The organism is Caulobacter sp. FV1ye6ST (assembly GCF_058681225.1).
Window position 1 is genome coordinate 4,235,073 of sequence record NZ_CM178733.1, and the last position, 15,210, is coordinate 4,250,282.

16 protein-coding genes and 1 tRNA gene are annotated in these 15,210 nt (G+C 68.3%); 11 read left to right on the forward strand and 6 right to left on the reverse strand.

From position 1 onward, the window contains the following. Window positions 1-11 precede the first annotated feature (11 nt). From ACW175_RS20125 to ACW175_RS20140, 4 genes are all read left to right on the forward strand, one after another. Window positions 12-1,541: a hybrid sensor histidine kinase/response regulator gene (locus tag ACW175_RS20125; RefSeq protein ID WP_492101734.1), complete on the forward strand. Its 1,530-nt coding sequence runs from the start codon at window positions 12-14 to the stop codon at window positions 1,539-1,541. 130 nt (window positions 1,542-1,671) lie between these two features. Continuing rightward, a complete protein-coding gene (locus tag ACW175_RS20130; RefSeq protein WP_099575837.1) occupies window positions 1,672-2,400 on the forward strand; it encodes a helix-turn-helix transcriptional regulator in 729 nt (242 codons plus the stop codon). A gap of 123 nt (window positions 2,401-2,523) precedes the next feature. Further along, window positions 2,524-3,339 (forward strand): acyl-homoserine-lactone synthase, encoded by an 816-nt coding sequence (locus ACW175_RS20135; RefSeq protein WP_492101735.1) that lies wholly within the window; start codon window positions 2,524-2,526, stop codon window positions 3,337-3,339. Between the two features lie 225 nt (window positions 3,340-3,564). Further along, window positions 3,565-3,996: a helix-turn-helix domain-containing protein gene (locus ACW175_RS20140; RefSeq protein WP_492101736.1), complete on the forward strand. Its 432-nt coding sequence runs from the start codon at window positions 3,565-3,567 to the stop codon at window positions 3,994-3,996. A gap of 117 nt (window positions 3,997-4,113) precedes the next feature. On the opposite strand, the gene ACW175_RS20145 is transcribed toward ACW175_RS20140, so the two are convergent. Beyond that, the gene (locus ACW175_RS20145; protein ID WP_492101737.1) at window positions 4,114-4,467 is read right to left on the reverse strand and encodes a PilZ domain-containing protein; all 354 of its coding nucleotides are present in this window, start codon (window positions 4,465-4,467) and stop codon (window positions 4,114-4,116) included. Window positions 4,468-4,714: 247 nt separating this feature from the next. Here ACW175_RS20145 and ACW175_RS20150 point away from each other — a divergent pair, with 247 nt between their 5' ends. Further along, on the forward strand, window positions 4,715-5,701 hold the full coding sequence (locus ACW175_RS20150) for a glucokinase (protein ID WP_492101738.1): 987 nt from the start codon (window positions 4,715-4,717) through the stop codon (window positions 5,699-5,701). Between the two features lie 98 nt (window positions 5,702-5,799). Here ACW175_RS20150 and ACW175_RS20155 read toward each other — a convergent pair whose 3' ends face one another. Continuing rightward, window positions 5,800-7,020, reverse strand: a complete 1,221-nt coding sequence (locus ACW175_RS20155) for a methionine gamma-lyase (protein ID WP_492101739.1) — start codon at window positions 7,018-7,020, stop codon at window positions 5,800-5,802. A 106-nt stretch (window positions 7,021-7,126) separates the two neighbouring features. Here ACW175_RS20155 and ACW175_RS20160 point away from each other — a divergent pair, with 106 nt between their 5' ends. From ACW175_RS20160 to ACW175_RS20175, 4 genes are all read left to right on the forward strand, one after another. Further along, window positions 7,127-7,585, forward strand: coding sequence for an Lrp/AsnC family transcriptional regulator (locus tag ACW175_RS20160; protein ID WP_492101740.1), 459 nt, complete (start codon window positions 7,127-7,129; stop codon window positions 7,583-7,585). A 92-nt stretch (window positions 7,586-7,677) separates the two neighbouring features. After that, window positions 7,678-9,093 (forward strand): sensor histidine kinase, encoded by a 1,416-nt coding sequence (locus ACW175_RS20165; RefSeq protein ID WP_492101741.1) that lies wholly within the window; start codon window positions 7,678-7,680, stop codon window positions 9,091-9,093. 47 nt (window positions 9,094-9,140) lie between these two features. Beyond that, entirely contained in the window at window positions 9,141-10,544 is a 1,404-nt protein-coding gene (locus ACW175_RS20170) for a glycoside hydrolase family 47 protein (RefSeq protein ID WP_492101742.1), read from the forward strand. Window positions 10,545-10,685: 141 nt separating this feature from the next. Further along, complete coding sequence (locus tag ACW175_RS20175) at window positions 10,686-11,690, forward strand: glycerophosphodiester phosphodiesterase family protein (RefSeq protein WP_492101743.1); 1,005 nt, start codon at window positions 10,686-10,688, stop codon at window positions 11,688-11,690. Here ACW175_RS20175 and ACW175_RS20180 read toward each other — a convergent pair. Next, window positions 11,626-12,195: a hypothetical protein gene (locus tag ACW175_RS20180; RefSeq protein WP_492101744.1), complete on the reverse strand. Its 570-nt coding sequence runs from the start codon at window positions 12,193-12,195 to the stop codon at window positions 11,626-11,628. The two genes, ACW175_RS20175 and ACW175_RS20180, sit on opposite strands and share 65 nt — an antisense overlap. A 38-nt stretch (window positions 12,196-12,233) precedes the next feature. Between ACW175_RS20180 and ACW175_RS20185 the strand changes: the two genes are divergently transcribed. Then, window positions 12,234-12,506, forward strand: coding sequence for a BrnT family toxin (locus ACW175_RS20185; RefSeq protein WP_492101745.1), 273 nt, complete (start codon window positions 12,234-12,236; stop codon window positions 12,504-12,506). After that, on the forward strand, window positions 12,466-12,747 hold the full coding sequence (locus ACW175_RS20190; protein WP_492101746.1) for a BrnA antitoxin family protein: 282 nt from the start codon (window positions 12,466-12,468) through the stop codon (window positions 12,745-12,747). Before ACW175_RS20185 ends, ACW175_RS20190 begins: the two co-directional genes overlap by 41 nt. 40 nt (window positions 12,748-12,787) lie before the next feature. Here ACW175_RS20190 and ACW175_RS20195 read toward each other — a convergent pair. From ACW175_RS20195 to ACW175_RS20205, 3 genes are all read right to left on the reverse strand, one after another. Then, window positions 12,788-12,864 (reverse strand) — tRNA-Met (locus ACW175_RS20195). Window positions 12,865-12,970: 106 nt separating this feature from the next. Beyond that, window positions 12,971-14,014, reverse strand: coding sequence for a glycosyltransferase (locus tag ACW175_RS20200; protein WP_492101747.1), 1,044 nt, complete (start codon window positions 14,012-14,014; stop codon window positions 12,971-12,973). Window positions 14,015-14,082: 68 nt separating this feature from the next. Next, a complete protein-coding gene (locus tag ACW175_RS20205; protein ID WP_492101748.1) occupies window positions 14,083-15,207 on the reverse strand; it encodes an NAD(P)/FAD-dependent oxidoreductase in 1,125 nt (374 codons plus the stop codon). Window positions 15,208-15,210 lie beyond the last annotated feature (3 nt).

Sequence of the window (15,210 nt, forward strand, 5' to 3'; positions counted from 1 at the left end):
CGAAGCGCCGCATGGAAACGCTTTACCGTCTGATCGATCTGAGCGACCCGATCGCCCCCGGCGCCGCCTGCGCCGAGGTCGCCGCGATGTTCGACGCCGATCCGGCCAAGCCCGCGATCGCGGTCGTCGAAGCCGGAAAGCCCGTCGGCCTGGTCTATCGCGACGTGCTCCAAGGCATGATGCGGGTAGCCGCCGAGACCCTGGCCGACAAGCCGGTTTCCCAGGTCATGGACGCCACGCCGCGCATCGTCGCGGCGGCCTCCGACTCCAACAGCTTCGTCAACGCTCTGGCCGACAGCCCCACGCCCGTCTTCCGCACCGCCTATATCGCCGTGGACGAGGCCGGCCGCTATGTCGGCGTCGGCGGCCTCGGCTCGCTGCTCGCCTCTCACCGCCGCCGCCAACGCGACGCCAGCGACGCCATGGGCCTGGTCGAGCGCATGGCCGTCGACATCGGCGCCCACCTGGACGGCGTCCTGGCCATCACCGAACGCCTCGAGCAGCAACGCCTGACGCCCGACGCCTCGGCGTTCGTGCGCGCCATCGGCGACACCAGCCGCGACATGAGCGCGACACTGAGCCGGGCCATCGACCTGCACCGCTCAAGCCACGGCCAACTGCTCTTCAGCCCGACCCCGACCCGCCTGCGCGACCTGGCCGACGCCGTCGAGGCGCGCTGGGCCGAACGCGCCCACGAGGGCGGCTCCACCCTGCTGGTCTCCTATGACGGCGATCCCGAATGCGGGGTCGAGGTCGACGGCGAGCGCCTGCTGCAGGTGTTCGACATCCTGATCGAGAACGCCCTGGCCGCCGGCCGCGGCATGATCGAGGCCCGCCTGACGGCCCGCTGCCAAGGCGACCACGTCCAGCTGGACGGCCTGGTGCGCGACAATACCGAGGGCCACGCTGACGAGCGCCTGACCCTCATCGCCGACCCGCTGGGCACGACCAGCCAGCAGGACCGCAACGAGATGGCCCTGGGCGTGGGCCTGGCCCTGGCCCACCGCGTCCTGCGCGCCATGGGCGGCCCGCTGCACGCCGAGGCCAATCGCGGCTCCGGCCTGACCGTCGGCTTCGGCCTGACGCTCGCGCCCGCCGCCACCGAGGCCGAGGTCCACGAGGAACAGGCCGTCGCCAGCCGCGCCGCCCACATCCTGATCGTCGACGACAACGCCACCAACCGCATGGTCGCCGAGGCCCTGTGCGACATGTTCGAGTGCACCTCGGAACAGGCCGTCGATGGCGTCGAGGCGGTCGAGATGGCCAAGAGCGGTCGCTTCGACCTGGTGTTGATGGACATCAAGATGCCGCGCATGGACGGCGTGGCCGCCACCCGCGCCATCCGCGAAGTGGGCGGTCGCGTCGGCGGCATACCGATCGTGGCCCTGACCGCCAACGCCGATCCGGCCGACGTCCAGACCTATGTCGCCGCCGGCATGCAGGACGTGGTCGAAAAGCCGATCAAGCCCGAGCGCCTGGCCACCGTGCTGAGCGCCCTGCTGAGCGGCGACGAGGACCAGGACGAGGAAGAGGCCGCCTAAAAGGCGGCGTCCCGACTTTTCCCGCGACAATTGGAAACCGGTTTCCAACGCTACCCTGGATAGCACACGCTTGGCGCCGAGGCGTATCCAAGCCTAGCTTCGCCTTTCGCGTGAGTACGGAGCGGCGTGCGTGCTGAATACGGCGGAACAACAGGCCTGGGCGTTTCTCAGCCAGGCGCCGCACCTGGGCTCGGCCCATGAGGTCGAGACCCATTTCGCCCAGGCGATCGGGGCTTTCGGCTACGACCGGTTCTGCGCCACCCTGGTCAATGCCGAGCACTACGGCAAGGAGCCGCCCACGCTGAGCCGCCGTGACTTCGACGGCTGGGACCAACGCTACTGGAGCGAACGCTACGTCGTCCACGATCCGTGCGTGAAGCTGCTGCTGAAGTCGCCCCGATCGTTCGCCTGGACCGACGCCAAGCCGCTCGGCGACGGCCGCGCCCAGTCCATGTGGGGCGAGGCCTCGGAGCTGGGCATGAACGACGGCTATGTCGTCCGCGTCTTCGGTCCGGCCGGGCAGGAAGTGCTGATCCGCATGTCGACCGAGGCGCGCGACACCGATCCGACCGCGCGCGCCGTCATCGACAGCCTGGCCACGGTGTTCGGCACGATCATGCTCAAGCACTGGGAAATGCAGGACGACAATCCCGGCTACGGGATCATCTCCGAGCGCCAGGCTCAGTGCCTCTACTGGGCCAGCCGCGGCAAGACCGACTGGGAGATCGGCGCGATCCTGGAGCTGTCGCCGCGCACGGTTCACCACCACATCGAGGCCGCCAAGAAGCGCCTGGGCGTGGTCAAGCGCCAGGAAGCCGTGCTCAAGGCCGGCGAGCTGGGCCTGCTCAGCAAGCTCTGATCCAGACCTCCGACGCTCTGGCAAGCATCCTCCGCGCGCATGGCTTAGGCCTTTTGGCCTATCGTGCGCCGAAGGCATCATGCCCCCTAATGCAGGCCGTCCAAGCCAGTAAGGGGGCCGGCCATGATCCACATCATCACTTCCGAGAACCGTCATCTCTACGGCCCGCAGCTGTGGGCCATGCACGAGGAGCGTCGGCGCCAGTGCGTCGAGAAGAACGGCTGGGTCGACCTGGTCGTGCTGGCGGGCGGCGAGGTCGACGACTATGACGACCACCGCGCCATCTATCTGCTGGGCTTCAACGACGCCCTGGAGCTGGAAGTCGGCCTGCGCCTGAGGCCGACCGACGACCGCTGCATGCTGGCCGACAAGTTCGCCCACCTGATCGCGCCGGGCGAAACGCCCAAGAAGGGCGCTGACGTCTGGGAGGCCTCCCGCCTGTTCACCACCGAGACCTATCGCCAGCGCAAGGGCCCGGGCCGCGGCGAGCGCGTGTTCGAATGCTGGGCCGCCGCCTTCGAACTGGCCCTGCGCCATGGCGTGACCCGCCTGGTCGGCATGATCGACATGCGGCTCTATCCGGGCATCCTGAACTCGCCGATCGACACCCGCCTGGTCGGCATTCCCCGTCCCTACCCCTACGGCGTGGTCGCGGGGTCCGAGATCGCCGTCTCGCGGGATCTGCTGGATCGCGTGCTGGAAGCGATCGGGCGAGAGTCGCCGATCGGCTACGAGATCGACGCCCTGGACATGAAGGCGTTCGGCGATCTGGCCTCGGTGCAGCGCCAGGTCACCCGGGCCATGACGCCGCAACTCTCGGCCGGCGCGCCCCGCGACGAGACCCTGGCGGCCGAGACCTTGTTCCGGCTGCACGACAACAGCGGCGAGGCGCGGCGCATCTGGAATGACCGCGCGGGGGGCGCGCGCCTTCACGCATAGGATTTGCGGCGTGCGCAGATGCACGGACTGTGGTCTACTCGCCTTGAACGGCAGCGGATCGCTCTTCGGTTGGCGGCGAATCGTCCGCTCGGCGACTAATCTTTCCGGATCGGGGAGGCTAGCCAAGCCATCGCGACGTAACGCCGCGCTATGAACGCCCCAGCTTCCGCCGACGTTACGGTCGTGTCATTTTCTCCGAACAACCGTTGGAGGCGGAAAAAACAGATGAGCGAAGAAACCGAAGGCCGACGCCCCAACCCTGTCGACATGCACGTGGGCGGCCGTGTCCGCATGCGTCGCAAGCTGCTTGGCGTGAGCCAGGAGCAACTGGCCGACAGCTTGGGCCTGACCTTCCAACAGGTGCAGAAGTACGAACGCGGCGCCAATCGCGTCAGCGCCTCGAAGCTGTACGAGATCGCCAAGACCCTACAGGTCCCGGTCTCGTTCTTCTTCGACGGCCTGGCCGATCCGATGAGCGGCGCGGAAGTCGATGACGCCGCCCAGCACGCCGAGAAGGTGGTCCAAGAGTTCCTGACCACGCCGGAAGGCCTGGAACTGGCCGAGGTGTTCCCGCGCATCGGCCGCGGTCGCGTCCGTCGCCAGGTTCTGGACCTGGTGCGCGCGATGGCCGATGAGGCCTCTCGCGAAACCGCCTGAGGCCAAGCGCGCTCCGCTCAAGCGCGCCCCACTCTAGCGACACATGAGAAGACCTCGGCTGGGGGGCCGAGGTCTTTTTCATATCCAGGGCCCTGCTGTCCTAGTCCAAAAGATAACCTAGCCGGTCGGGGCGTCCGATTGCGAGGCCAGCCAGATCCGTTTGGCGGCGCCCGCGACGGCTGGGGTCAGGCCGCGCAGGTCGTAGGTCTTGGTGATGCGCAAGCCGATATCGCGATCCCGCTGCCAGGCCACCGTCACATCGTGAGCCAGACCAGCGACCAGATCGACCAGTTGCGCCTTTCCCGGAGGCGCGGCGCCGGACAGCATCTGGATGCGCGCGCCGCTGCTCGACAGGTCCCGGATCACACAGCCCCACGCGAAGGCGCCGCACAGGATCTTGCCCGACCTCTGGGTTTGAATACGGACGGCTGTCCGTCGATCTTGATCGCCGCCTGACGCGTACTTCGCCATGCGGGGATAAACGCACGCCGCGGTTAATCGGCCGTCTAAATTTAGGATTTTAGTCGTAAAGGTTAACGCCACGAGGTCCCGCCTCCGTGCTTCCCCCGGCGCCGCTCCAGGGTCGCCCGCCTGGCGTGCGCGCGATGACAACCTTGTCATTATGCAACCCCGCGACGATAGGCGCATTTCACGGAACAATGTTACCGGTACAACAAGCGTGCGCACGGATGAAAACCGGCGCGAGAGGAAACGACCCATGGCGAAAGGCTCGGTGCTTCTGGCCGACGTGAACGGCCGTGACCTGGCGGTGGCCGTGGTCCGTCCTGGCGATCCTCCGCGTGATCATCGCGAACTGCCCTGCGCCTCGCTGCGCGAGCTGGAGCGGCATCTGACAGCGACCCTGGGCGGACGCGGCGACCTGATCGGCGCTGCGATCTGTGGCGCGGGTCCGGAAATCGACGGCGCGATCGCGCTGACGGCCGGCGACTTCTCCATCACGCAGTCCTGGCTGCGAGCCGTGCTGAAGACCCCGCGCGTGGCCTTGCTCAACGACTTCGCCGCCTGCGCCCTGGGCGCGCCGCGCCTGTCGCCGGCGGCCATGACCGTGATCCGCGACGGCAAGCCGGCCAAGGCCGCCCAGATCGCCGTGATCGGCCCCAATCTCGGCCTCGGCGTCGCCGCGCTCACGCCGCACCGTCTCGACGGCTGGACGCCCGTGGTCAGCGAGGGCGGCCACGTCGACTTCATGCCCGGCGAACCGCGCGAGGTTCCGGTCTTCGACGCCCTGCAGGCCAAGTACGGCCGCGTCTCGGTCGAGCACTTCCTCTCGCAGGCGGGCCTCGTCGACATCCACGCCGCCCTCGGGCCGGCGAACGGCGGCAGCGGCGAGGTCGACGGCGACGATCTGATCCTGTCGCGCGCCCGCGATGGCGACGCCCGGGCGCGCGAGGCCCTGTCGATCTTCAGCGGCTTGCTGGGCGCCTTCGCGGGCGACGCGGCCCTGATGTTCGCCGCGCGTGGCGGGATCTACATCAACAGCCCGCTGATGGGACGCATCGACAGCCTGATCGACACCGCCGCCTTTGGCCGCCGGTTCGAGGACAAGGGGCGGATGAGCGGCTACCTCAGGGATATCCCGGTCTATCTGACGCGCGGGCGCTGCACCTTGCTGGGCCTGTCGGGTCTCTTCACGGCGAGCGACATGAAGTACGCGGCCAACGAGGTGAAGTTTCTGGACTGCTAGAGCGTTTTCCGACGAAGTGGGCACCGGTTCGTCGTCAGAAAATGCGTTAAAACAGAGACCTAGAGCATTTCACCGATCCAGTTGGATCGGAAAATGCTCTAGGCCAGCGCCTCCAGCCGCACCGCTTCCAGCGCGCCTTCCAGGTCCTCCAGGATATCGGCCACATCCTCGAGACCGACCGACAGCCGCACCAGTCCCTCGCCGATGCCCGCCGCCGCGCGCTCTTCGGGCGAATAGGGCGAGTGGGTCATGCTGGCCGGGTGCTGGATCAGCGTCTCGGCGTCGCCCAGCGACACCGCCCGGCGGATCATCGACAGACGGTTCATCATCGCCACCCCGGCCGGGTGGCCGCCCTTCAGTTCGAAGGCGATCATGCCGCCGCCGGCGCGCATCTGGCGTTCGGCCAGGGCGTGCTGCGGGAAGCTCCGCAGCCCCGGATGGAAAACCCGCGCGACGGCCGGATGCGCCTCCAGCCAGCGCGCGACCGCCTCGCCGCTCTCGCTATGGCGCGCCATGCGCAGCGTCAGGGTCTTCAGGCCCCGCATCACCAGGAAGGCGGTGAACGGCGACATCACCGCGCCGGTCATGTCCTTGACGCCGACCAGCCGCACGCGGGCCATGTCCTCGACGCCGCCGACGGCGATACCGCCCACGAGATCGCCGTGACCGCCCAGATACTTGGTCGCCGAGTGGACGACGATGTCGGCGCCCAGGGCGAGCGGCCGGGTGAGGACAGGCGTGGCGTAGGTGTTGTCGACCACCACCTTGGCGCCGGCCCCCTTTCCTCTGGAAGAGTGGGCGATCCGGCTGATGGCGGAGATATCCACGAGGCGCATGTTCGGATTAGCCGGGGTCTCGAAATAGACGATCCGGGTCCTGTTCGAGATCGCCTCGGCCAGGGCTTCGGGCCGGGTCATGTCCACGGTCCGCACCGTCACGCCGAACCGGGTCAGGCCGTCGCGCAGGAAGGCGAAGGTGCAGCCATAGAGCGTCTGGTCGGTGATGACCTCGTCGCCCGCCCGCAGGAAGCTCCACAACGTGGCGGTGGTCGCCCCCATGCCCGAGGCCGTGGCGACGGCCGCCTCGCCGCCCTCCAGGCTGGCCAGGCGGCGCTCCAGCAAGTCGGTCGTCGGGTTGGAGATCCGCGAATAGAAATGGCCTTCCCGCGTCCCGGCGAACATCTCGCCGCCGGCCTCGGCGCTCTCGAACGCGAAGGTCGAGGTCAGGTGCAACGGCGGGGTCAGCGCCCCGTGCTCGTCGGCGGGGTCATAGCCCGCATGGATCGCCCGCGTGGAAAAGCCGCCCTGGTCGTTGCGCATGTCTCTCTCCCTGTCACGCGAGAGTGGCGCGAACCTGGGCGCCATGGATTGCGAAGTCTGCCACGATGAGCTTCAGTTTTGGCAGATTCTGCTCAAGAGACGCCCCATGGACACCAAGGACCGCCAGATCATCCGCGAGCTGCAGAAGGACGGCCGCCTGACGAACCAGGAGCTGGCCGAGCGGGTGAACCTGTCGCCCTCCCCCTGCCTGCGGCGCGTGCGCAACCTGGAGGCCGAGGGGGTCATCACCGGCTACACGGCCCTGGTCGACCAGAAGGCCTATGGCCTGCCCATCACCGTCTTCGTCCGCGTGCGGCTGAACAGTCCCAGCCAGGACCTGATCACCGGCTTCGAGGCCCAGGTGCAGCGCATCGACCAGATCCTGGACTGCTTTCTGCTGGCCGGCAGCGACGACTATCTGTTGCGGGTGATCGTCGACAGCCTGGAGGCCTATGAGACCTTCATGCGCCGCAAGCTGCACGCCATCCCCGGCATCGCCTCGATCGACACCAGCTTCGCCTATGGCGTGGTCAAGCAGACTCGGGTGTTCCCGGTGGCCGGCTGAGCCCACCTACCTCAGGGTGCGGCAATTCGTCCGACAACCTGTCACGGGAAGTTCAGCCCATACGGCCGCCGTGAGCGCTACCATGGGCGGCGATGATCAATGAAGCGCCGCCTCTTTCTGGGTCGCCCAGCGTCACCACGGCGCTGAAGCACGCGCCGTTGGGCATCGCGATCTTCGACAACCAGATGCGCTACCTGGCCGCCTCGCGGCAGTACCTGACCGACCAGCACCTGCCGCCCGACATGCCGCTGATCGGCCGGCGACACTACGACGTCTTCCCCCATATCCCGCGAAAGTGGCGCGACCTGCACGCCCGGGTCCTCGCCGAGGGCGTCGAGCTGCGCCACGAGGGCGACCCGTATGTCGACCGCGACGGCCGCACCGAATGGATTCGCTGGTCGATGGCGCCCTGGCGCACGGACCCCACCGACGACGGGGCCGGCGAGATCGGCGGCCTGGTGCTCTACACCGAGGTGGTCACGGCCAATATCGAGGCGCGACTGAAGCTGGAGGCCGCCGAGGCCCGCTACCGCGCCGTGTTCGACCAGGCGGCGATGGGCGTGGCGCGCCTGACTCCCACCGGCGAGATCCTGGAAGCCAATGACAGCTTCTGCGCCCTGCTCCGGCGCGACCGCGACGCCCTGCTGGGCGTTTCGCTGCAGAGCCTTGTGCATCCGGACGTGCTGGATCAGACGCTCCTGTCGAGCGCGGCCCTGCTGTCGGGCGAGATCGAGACTTGCTCGGCCGAGCGGCGGTTCCTGGTCGGCCAGGGCGACCTGTGGATCCACCTGACCGCCTCCATGGTCCGCGTCGACGGCCAGCCGGCCTACATCCTGGCGATCATCTCCGACATCAGCGTCCGCAAGGAGGCCGAGAACGCCCAAGCGCGCCACCAGAGCCAGCTGCGCCTGCTGATCAACGAGCTGAATCACCGGGTCAAGAACACCCTGGCCACGGTCCAGTCGATGGCCGCCCAGACCCTGCGCAACGAGCCCGACCCGGTCGTGGCCTTCGAGAAGTTCGAGGCCCGCCTGCTGGGCCTGTCGGGCGTTCACGACATCCTGACCCGCGAGAGCTGGCACGGCGCCGAGCTGGGGGAGGTGGTCGAGCGCGCCCTGCGCCCGTTCGACCAGGCCAGCGCGCGCTTCACCATCGAGGGTCCGGCCGTACGCCTGCGGCCCGGCGGGGCCCTGACCATGGCGCTGATCCTGCACGAGATGGCCACCAACGCCCTGAAGTACGGGGCGTTGTCGAACGCCGGGGGCCGGGTGTCGCTGTCGTGGACCTATGACCCCGACAGCCGCGCGCTGGAGCTCCTCTGGACCGAGACCTGCGGTCCCGTCGTGACCCCGCCCACCCGCAAGGGCTTCGGCTCGCGCCTGATCGAGCGCAGCCTGGGCGGCGAGCTGAAGGGCGCGGCGACCATGGACTATCGCCCCGAAGGCTTGAGCTGCATCCTGCGCGCCCGCCTGCCGGAGAGTCCGGCGAACGAAGCCTCGCCGGTTTAGGTCAGCGCCTCTCGCCGAGGCCCGCGGTCGCCGTTAGGTTTGGTTCCATGACGCTCGCCCGACTCACTCGCCGCTCCGCCTTCGCCGCCCTCGCCGCCGCCGGGCTCACGCCTGGCCTGGCCCTGGCCGCTCCCCCAAAAGGCGCGCCCAAGGAGGACTGGAAGGCTCTGGCCGCCGATGTCCGCAAGGAGTTCCAGTGGGCCTGGCAGGGCTATGTCGCCAAGGCCTGGGGCAAGGACGAGATCAATCCCGTCAGCGGCACGTCGCAGTCGTTCTTTGTCGAGGGCCACGATCTTGGCCTGTCGCTGGTCGAGGCGCTGGACACCCTGTGGATCATGGGTCTGGACGCCGAGTTCCAGGCCGGCGTCGACTGGGTGAAGTCGTCGCTGGACTTCGACGTCAATGGCGAGGCCCAGGTCTTCGAGACCAATATCCGCCTCGTCGGCGGCCTGATCTCGGCGCACCTGGCCTGCGGCGACCCCGTGCTTCTGGCCAAGGCCAAGGACCTGGCCGACCGCCTGCTGAAGGCGTTCGACGCCTCGCCCCACGGCCTGCCCTGGCGCTATGTCAACCTGAAGACCGGCGCGGTCCGCGATCCCGAGACCAACCTGGCCGAGATCGGCACCTACATCACCGAGTTCGGGGTGCTGAGCCAGCTGACCGGCGACAGGCGCTATTTCGACGTCGCCAAGAAGGCGATGAAGCACGCGCTCGACAAACGCTCGAAGCTGGGCCTGATGGCCGCCAACATCGACGCGCGCACCGGCGAGTGGATCAGCCGCGCGGCCAGCATCGATATCTATGCCGACAGCTTCTACGAATACCTCTGGGACGCCTGGGAACTGTTCGGCGACGAGGACTGCAAGCGCTGGGCCCAGGAAGTCACCGCCGCCCAACTGGCCCACCAGGCCAAGCGCTACGACGGCCGCCTGTGGTTCCCAATGGTCGACTATGAGACCGGCGCGGTGCTGAACACGTCGCAGAGCGAACTGGCCGCCTACTATGCCGGGCTGCTGGCGCAGGTGGGCTACAAGAAGGAAGGCGACGACTACCTGGCCTCGTTCACCGAGATGCAGGCGACCTACGGCGTCATCCCGGAATCGATCGATGTCGCCACCCGCCAGGCGCGCCGCAAGGCCACCGGCCTTCGCCCCGAATATGCCGACGCCTGCCTGAACCTGTGGCTGCTGGACCGCGACGACCGCTATCGCCAGCTGACGGCGATCCACTACCGCGAGATGAAGGCGACCAGCCGCGCGACCTATGGCTACACCGCGCTGAAGGACATCACGACCAAGCCGATGACCCAGGGCGACAACTGCCCCGGCTACTGGTGGTCCGAGCAGATGAAGTACTACTACCTGATCTTCTCGGACACGCCGCGCATCGACTACGCCAAGCTGCAACTGAGCACCGAGGCCAACGTCCTGCGCGGGTTCCGGAAGGTTTGAGGCCTTTCACTCCAGGACAAGTTCTCGCACTGAAAGCCTGAGGCGCCCTCGCCTTGGCGGCGTCATCCCAATGAGTCCGAACCGCCGCACGCCTGTCGCCTGAATCAGCGATGCAGTGGGAAGGGCTGGGGAGCTTGGACCATGCGACTTCGCGCGCTTTCGATCGCCATGACCGTCGCGGTCGCGGCCGGTTCGGCCCATGCCGCCGACCTGCGTGACCGCCTCTATGATCCGGCCGACGGCGTCATGGTCGTGGCTCACCGCGCCTGCCATGCGCCGGCCCCGTCGCGCGGCCTGACCAGCGCCCTCCCCGAGAACTCTATCGCCGCCCTGGAGCGCTGCATCGCCCTGGGCGTCGACCTGGTCGAGATCGACGTGCGCCGCACCCAGGACGGCGCCCTGGTCCTCATGCACGACGACAAGGTCGACCGCACCACCACCGGCAAGGGCAAGGTCGCGGACCTGACCCTCGGCGAACTCCAGGCCTTTCGCCTGAAGGCCGACGGCCAGGCCACCGACGCCGCGCCCCCGACCCTGTGCGCCTTCCTCAAGGCCGCCCGCGGCCGCATCCTGGTCAATCTCGACATCAAGGACGGCCCGCTCTCGGCCCAGGTCGCCCGCGTGGTTCACGACGTCGACGCCGACGACTGGGTGCTGTTCAAGGCGCGCGCGGATCTGGGCGACGCGCCGATCGCCGACCAGCCGCTCTACAAGACCCTAGCCTTCATGCCGATCGTCGGCGGCAAGGGCGGTCGGCGCACCGAGCAACTGGCCGCGATCACCGCCGCCCAGGCCTCCGGCGCGCGGGCGATCCCGGCCATCGAAATGGACGCCCTGAAGGCGGACGGCTTCGTGGCCGTGCGCGACGCGGCCCGCGCCGCCCGCGTCCGCGTCTGGACCAACAGCCTGACCGGCAAGGGCCTGAAGGGGCTACCCGACGCGGCTGGCGACAGCCATGCCCTGACCGATCCCGGCAAGGCCTGGGGCGGCCTGATCGCCCAGGGCGTCAGCGTCGTCCAGACCGACTACCCGGCCGCGCTGCTCGACTATCTGAACGGCCAGGGCCTGCGCGGCGGGACCATCACCGTCGCAGACGCGCGATCGTCTTCTCCAGAGCCGAGCGCCGCTTCGCCCAGGAGCCGCTGAGCGCGGCCGCCTCGGCGTCGAGATCGCGGCGACGGCGCTCAAGGTCGGCCTCGGCGTCGCGTTGTTCGGTTTCGGCCGTTTCCAGCGCGGCCTCGGCTTCCGCGAGCGCCTGCTTCCGCTGGGCCTCGGCCTGGTCGTCGACCTTCGGTTTCGGCTTGGCCTTCGGCAACTTGTCGACCGCCGACTTCAGCCCGCCCTCGGCCCGCCGGATCACCGCGCCCGGCGCGGCCAAGGCGGCCTTCGCGTCGGGCGCATCGGGCGCCTCCTGAGCGACGCCTTCCTTGAACAGATCGCGATCCGTCTCCCAGGCCGCCAGGGCCTTGGCGCGCGAGGTCTCCGCCACCGTGTAGCGATGGAAGCCGTCCGACCACGTAAAGACCTTGAGCGCGCGCGCCATGGAGCGAGAACGAGTGGCGCCGAGAAGCCGTTGCTTGCTCACCCCGATCGCGCTATTTTCGTAGCTACAAGAATTGATATCGCAAATGGCGATCTTTAAGCTTAACACACCCTATGAGATAGTTTTGTCGGAGGAACGCTTCCGACATGGATATCGAATTCGATGAGGAGAAACGCCGCCAAACGCTGGAGCATCGCGGCTTGGATTTCGCGGATGTGGCTTCAGTGTTCGACGGGCCAGAGCTTACATCTCTCGACGACCGCGAGGACTATGGAGAAAATCGCTTTCAGACAGTCGGCCGACTACACGGACGCCTGATCATGGTCATTTGGACGCGACGCGGAAATGCGCGGCGCATTATCTCGATGAGGAAATGCAATGCCCGAGAACAACGAAAATTCGGAAAGCTCGTGGGTTGATCCCGATGACGCGCCCGAATGGACCGAAGACCAGTTCGCTCGTGCTCAATTCAGCATTGGGGGCAAGGTCATCCGGCCCGCCAACGGCACGCTGACGCGGCCTGGCCGCCCGAAATCCGACAATCCCAAGAAGCAGGTCACCTTACGCCTGGACCAGGAAGTGATCGAGAAGCTGCGCGAAGGCGGTCCCGGCTGGCAGAGCCGGGCGAACGAAATCCTCAAGAAGGCCGTCTGCGCCTAGCTTGGAAGAGTTTGAATTCTAAGAAGAAACTCTTCCGTCCTGGTGGCGGGGGGCGGGATCGAACCGCCGACCTGTGGGTTATGAATCCACCGCTCTAACCATCTGAGCTACCCAGCCATCGCCAGGACGGACGGGGGTCATACTCCCGAGCGCGCTTCGCATCAAGCCTTAGAGTCGAGGTGGGTCTGGCGGCGAAACCGCGCACAGTTTCGCCTGACCCACTTTACGAAAGCATTCCGTCAAGCGCCGCTTCCAGGCGCCGGGCCAGCGCGTCGGGGCCATAGTCGCGCAGCACCAGCTCGCGGGCCGCCGCGCCCAGACGCCGGGCGGCGGCGCGGTCGCTGATCAGCTCGCCCAGGGCCTCGGCCAGGCGGTCGGGATCATCGTCCGGCACGAGGCGGCCGGTGACGCCCTCCTTGAGGATCTCGACCGGCCCGTCGATCTCGGTAGACACCACCGGCAGGCCGACGGCCATCGCTTCCAGCAGGGTCAGCGGGAAGCCTTCCTGGTGCGACGGGAAGGCGAACAGGTCGCCCGTGGCCAGGAAGCCCGCGACGTCGTCGGTCCAGCCCGTCAGCTTCACGCACGGATCGAGATCGAGTTCCTTGATCAGCGCCTCCAGGCCGGCGCGCTCGTCGCCCTCGCCGGCGATCTCGCAGGTGACGTCGAGGTCCCAGGCGCGCAGCTTGCCGACGGCCCGGATCAAGACGTCGAAGCCCTTCTTGGCGTGCAGCCGACCGGCGGCGACAATCTTCACCGGGCCCTCCTCGCGCGCGAAGGGCCGGGCCTGGACGGTTGGCGGCTTCACCGCGTTCCGCACGACATGGACATGGTCGGCTGGCGCGCCGCGCTCCAGGGCCAGGTTCGCCAGGTGCTGACCGACGCACAGATAGTGGGTCCCCGCCGTCACGTCGAAGCTGGGCTTGTGGACGCAGACGGCCTGGACCACGTCGGCCGACGCCGCCTTGGCGAACAGCCGCGCCGGGCGCTGGCCGTGACTGAGGACGATCGCCGGCTTGCTCGTCCGGACCACAGCCCGCGCCGCGCCGAGGGTGATCGGGTCCCAGTCGGTGAAGGCGGGCATCTCGGCCAGCGGCGGCGTCCGCCCGGCCTGAGCCAGCGCCACCTTGCCGCCCTTGCGCACGACGCCGACGCAGCGTCCGCCGCGCTTGGCGGCCCAGGCCTCGAGGATCGGCTGGTAGTCGAGGAAGACCTGCTCCAGACCGCCCAGACCCTTGCCCAGCATGGCGTGCAGCAGGTTGGTCAAGGCGGACTCCAGGGGAAGCTGTACGGCGGCGGACCATCGGCGCGGGCCGATCCGGTGTCAACGCGAAGCTAGAGGGCCGGCTCCCCCAGCAGGCGGGCGGCGACCGTCTCGCCGATCGCCAGGGAGCTGGTCAGGCCGGGACTTTCGATGCCGAACAGCGCCATCAGGCCTGCGAAGCCGTGGTCCTCGACGCCGCGCAGCTGGAAGTCGGGCTGCGGTTCGTCCGGCCCGTGCAGCTTGGGACGCACCCCGGCATAGTCGGACTGCAGGGCGCCGTCGGGCAGGCCCGGCCAGAACTTGCGGATATAGGCGGCGAAGACATCCGCCTTGGCCGGATCGACCGAATAGTCTGGCGCGGGGACATATTCCAGGTCCGGCCCGAACACCGCCTGGCCGCCCAGGTCGTTGCGGTAGTGAGTGCCCAGCGCCCCGTGGATAGGCGGCGGATAGATCAGCCGCTGGAACGGCGCCTTGCCGGTCAGGCGGAAATAGACGCCCTTGCCGTAGTGGGCCTTGGGGATGTGATCCGCCGGATAGCCCTCGATCCGCCCGGCGACGTCCTGCGACGACAGGCCCGGCGCGGTGACCAGCAGGCGGCAGGTCAGGCTGGTGGGATCCGCGCCGCCGGCCCGGATCGTGAAGCCGCCGCCCGGTAGCGCCTGCGCGCCCTCGAACGGCGTGCCCAGCACCACCGCCCCGCCGGCGGCCTCGATCTCGCCCTGCAGGGCCAGCATGTAGTCGTGGCTCGCGAAGACCCCGCTCCGCGGCGACAGCAGCGCCGCGTGGGCGTTGAGGCCGGGCTCCAGGGCGCGGGCCTGCGCGCCGGTCAGCCGCTCCATGCCCTCGACGTCATTGGCCAGGGCCTGGTCCCAGATCGCGTCCAGGCGCGGGATCTCGTCGTCCGACGTCGCCACCACCAGCTTGCCGCAGCGCTTGTAGGCGACATTGTGCTTGTCGAGGAACGCATACAGCAGCCGCCGCCCCTGCACGCACAGCCGCGCCTTCAGCGATCCGGTCGGATAGTAGAGCCCGCCGTGGATGACCTCCGAATTGCGCGAAGACACGCCCTGTCCGATGTGGCCCTGCTCTTCCAGAACGGCGACGATCAGGCCGCGTTTGGCGAGCGCGTAACCGCAGGCCAGGCCCACGGCGCCCGCGCCGACCACGACAGCGTCGAAATCGAATTCGGTCATGGC

Coding starts and splice junctions, on each gene's coding strand:
- ACW175_RS20170 (WP_492101742.1), top strand. CDS start 9,141: ATGACGCTCGCCCGACTCACTCGCCGCTCCGCCTTCGCCGCCCTCGCC.
- ACW175_RS20140 (WP_492101736.1), top strand. CDS start 3,565: ATGAGCGAAGAAACCGAAGGCCGACGCCCCAACCCTGTCGACATGCAC.
- ACW175_RS20145 (WP_492101737.1), bottom strand. CDS start 4,467: ATGGCGAAGTACGCGTCAGGCGGCGATCAAGATCGACGGACAGCCGTC.
- ACW175_RS20175 (WP_492101743.1), top strand. CDS start 10,686: ATGCGACTTCGCGCGCTTTCGATCGCCATGACCGTCGCGGTCGCGGCC.
- ACW175_RS20160 (WP_492101740.1), top strand. CDS start 7,127: ATGGACACCAAGGACCGCCAGATCATCCGCGAGCTGCAGAAGGACGGC.
- ACW175_RS20190 (WP_492101746.1), top strand. CDS start 12,466: ATGCCCGAGAACAACGAAAATTCGGAAAGCTCGTGGGTTGATCCCGAT.
- ACW175_RS20185 (WP_492101745.1), top strand. CDS start 12,234: ATGGATATCGAATTCGATGAGGAGAAACGCCGCCAAACGCTGGAGCAT.
- ACW175_RS20125 (WP_492101734.1), top strand. CDS start 12: ATGGAAACGCTTTACCGTCTGATCGATCTGAGCGACCCGATCGCCCCC.
- ACW175_RS20205 (WP_492101748.1), bottom strand. CDS start 15,207: ATGACCGAATTCGATTTCGACGCTGTCGTGGTCGGCGCGGGCGCCGTG.
- ACW175_RS20165 (WP_492101741.1), top strand. CDS start 7,678: ATGATCAATGAAGCGCCGCCTCTTTCTGGGTCGCCCAGCGTCACCACG.
- ACW175_RS20150 (WP_492101738.1), top strand. CDS start 4,715: ATGGCGAAAGGCTCGGTGCTTCTGGCCGACGTGAACGGCCGTGACCTG.
- ACW175_RS20135 (WP_492101735.1), top strand. CDS start 2,524: ATGATCCACATCATCACTTCCGAGAACCGTCATCTCTACGGCCCGCAG.
- ACW175_RS20155 (WP_492101739.1), bottom strand. CDS start 7,020: ATGCGCAACGACCAGGGCGGCTTTTCCACGCGGGCGATCCATGCGGGC.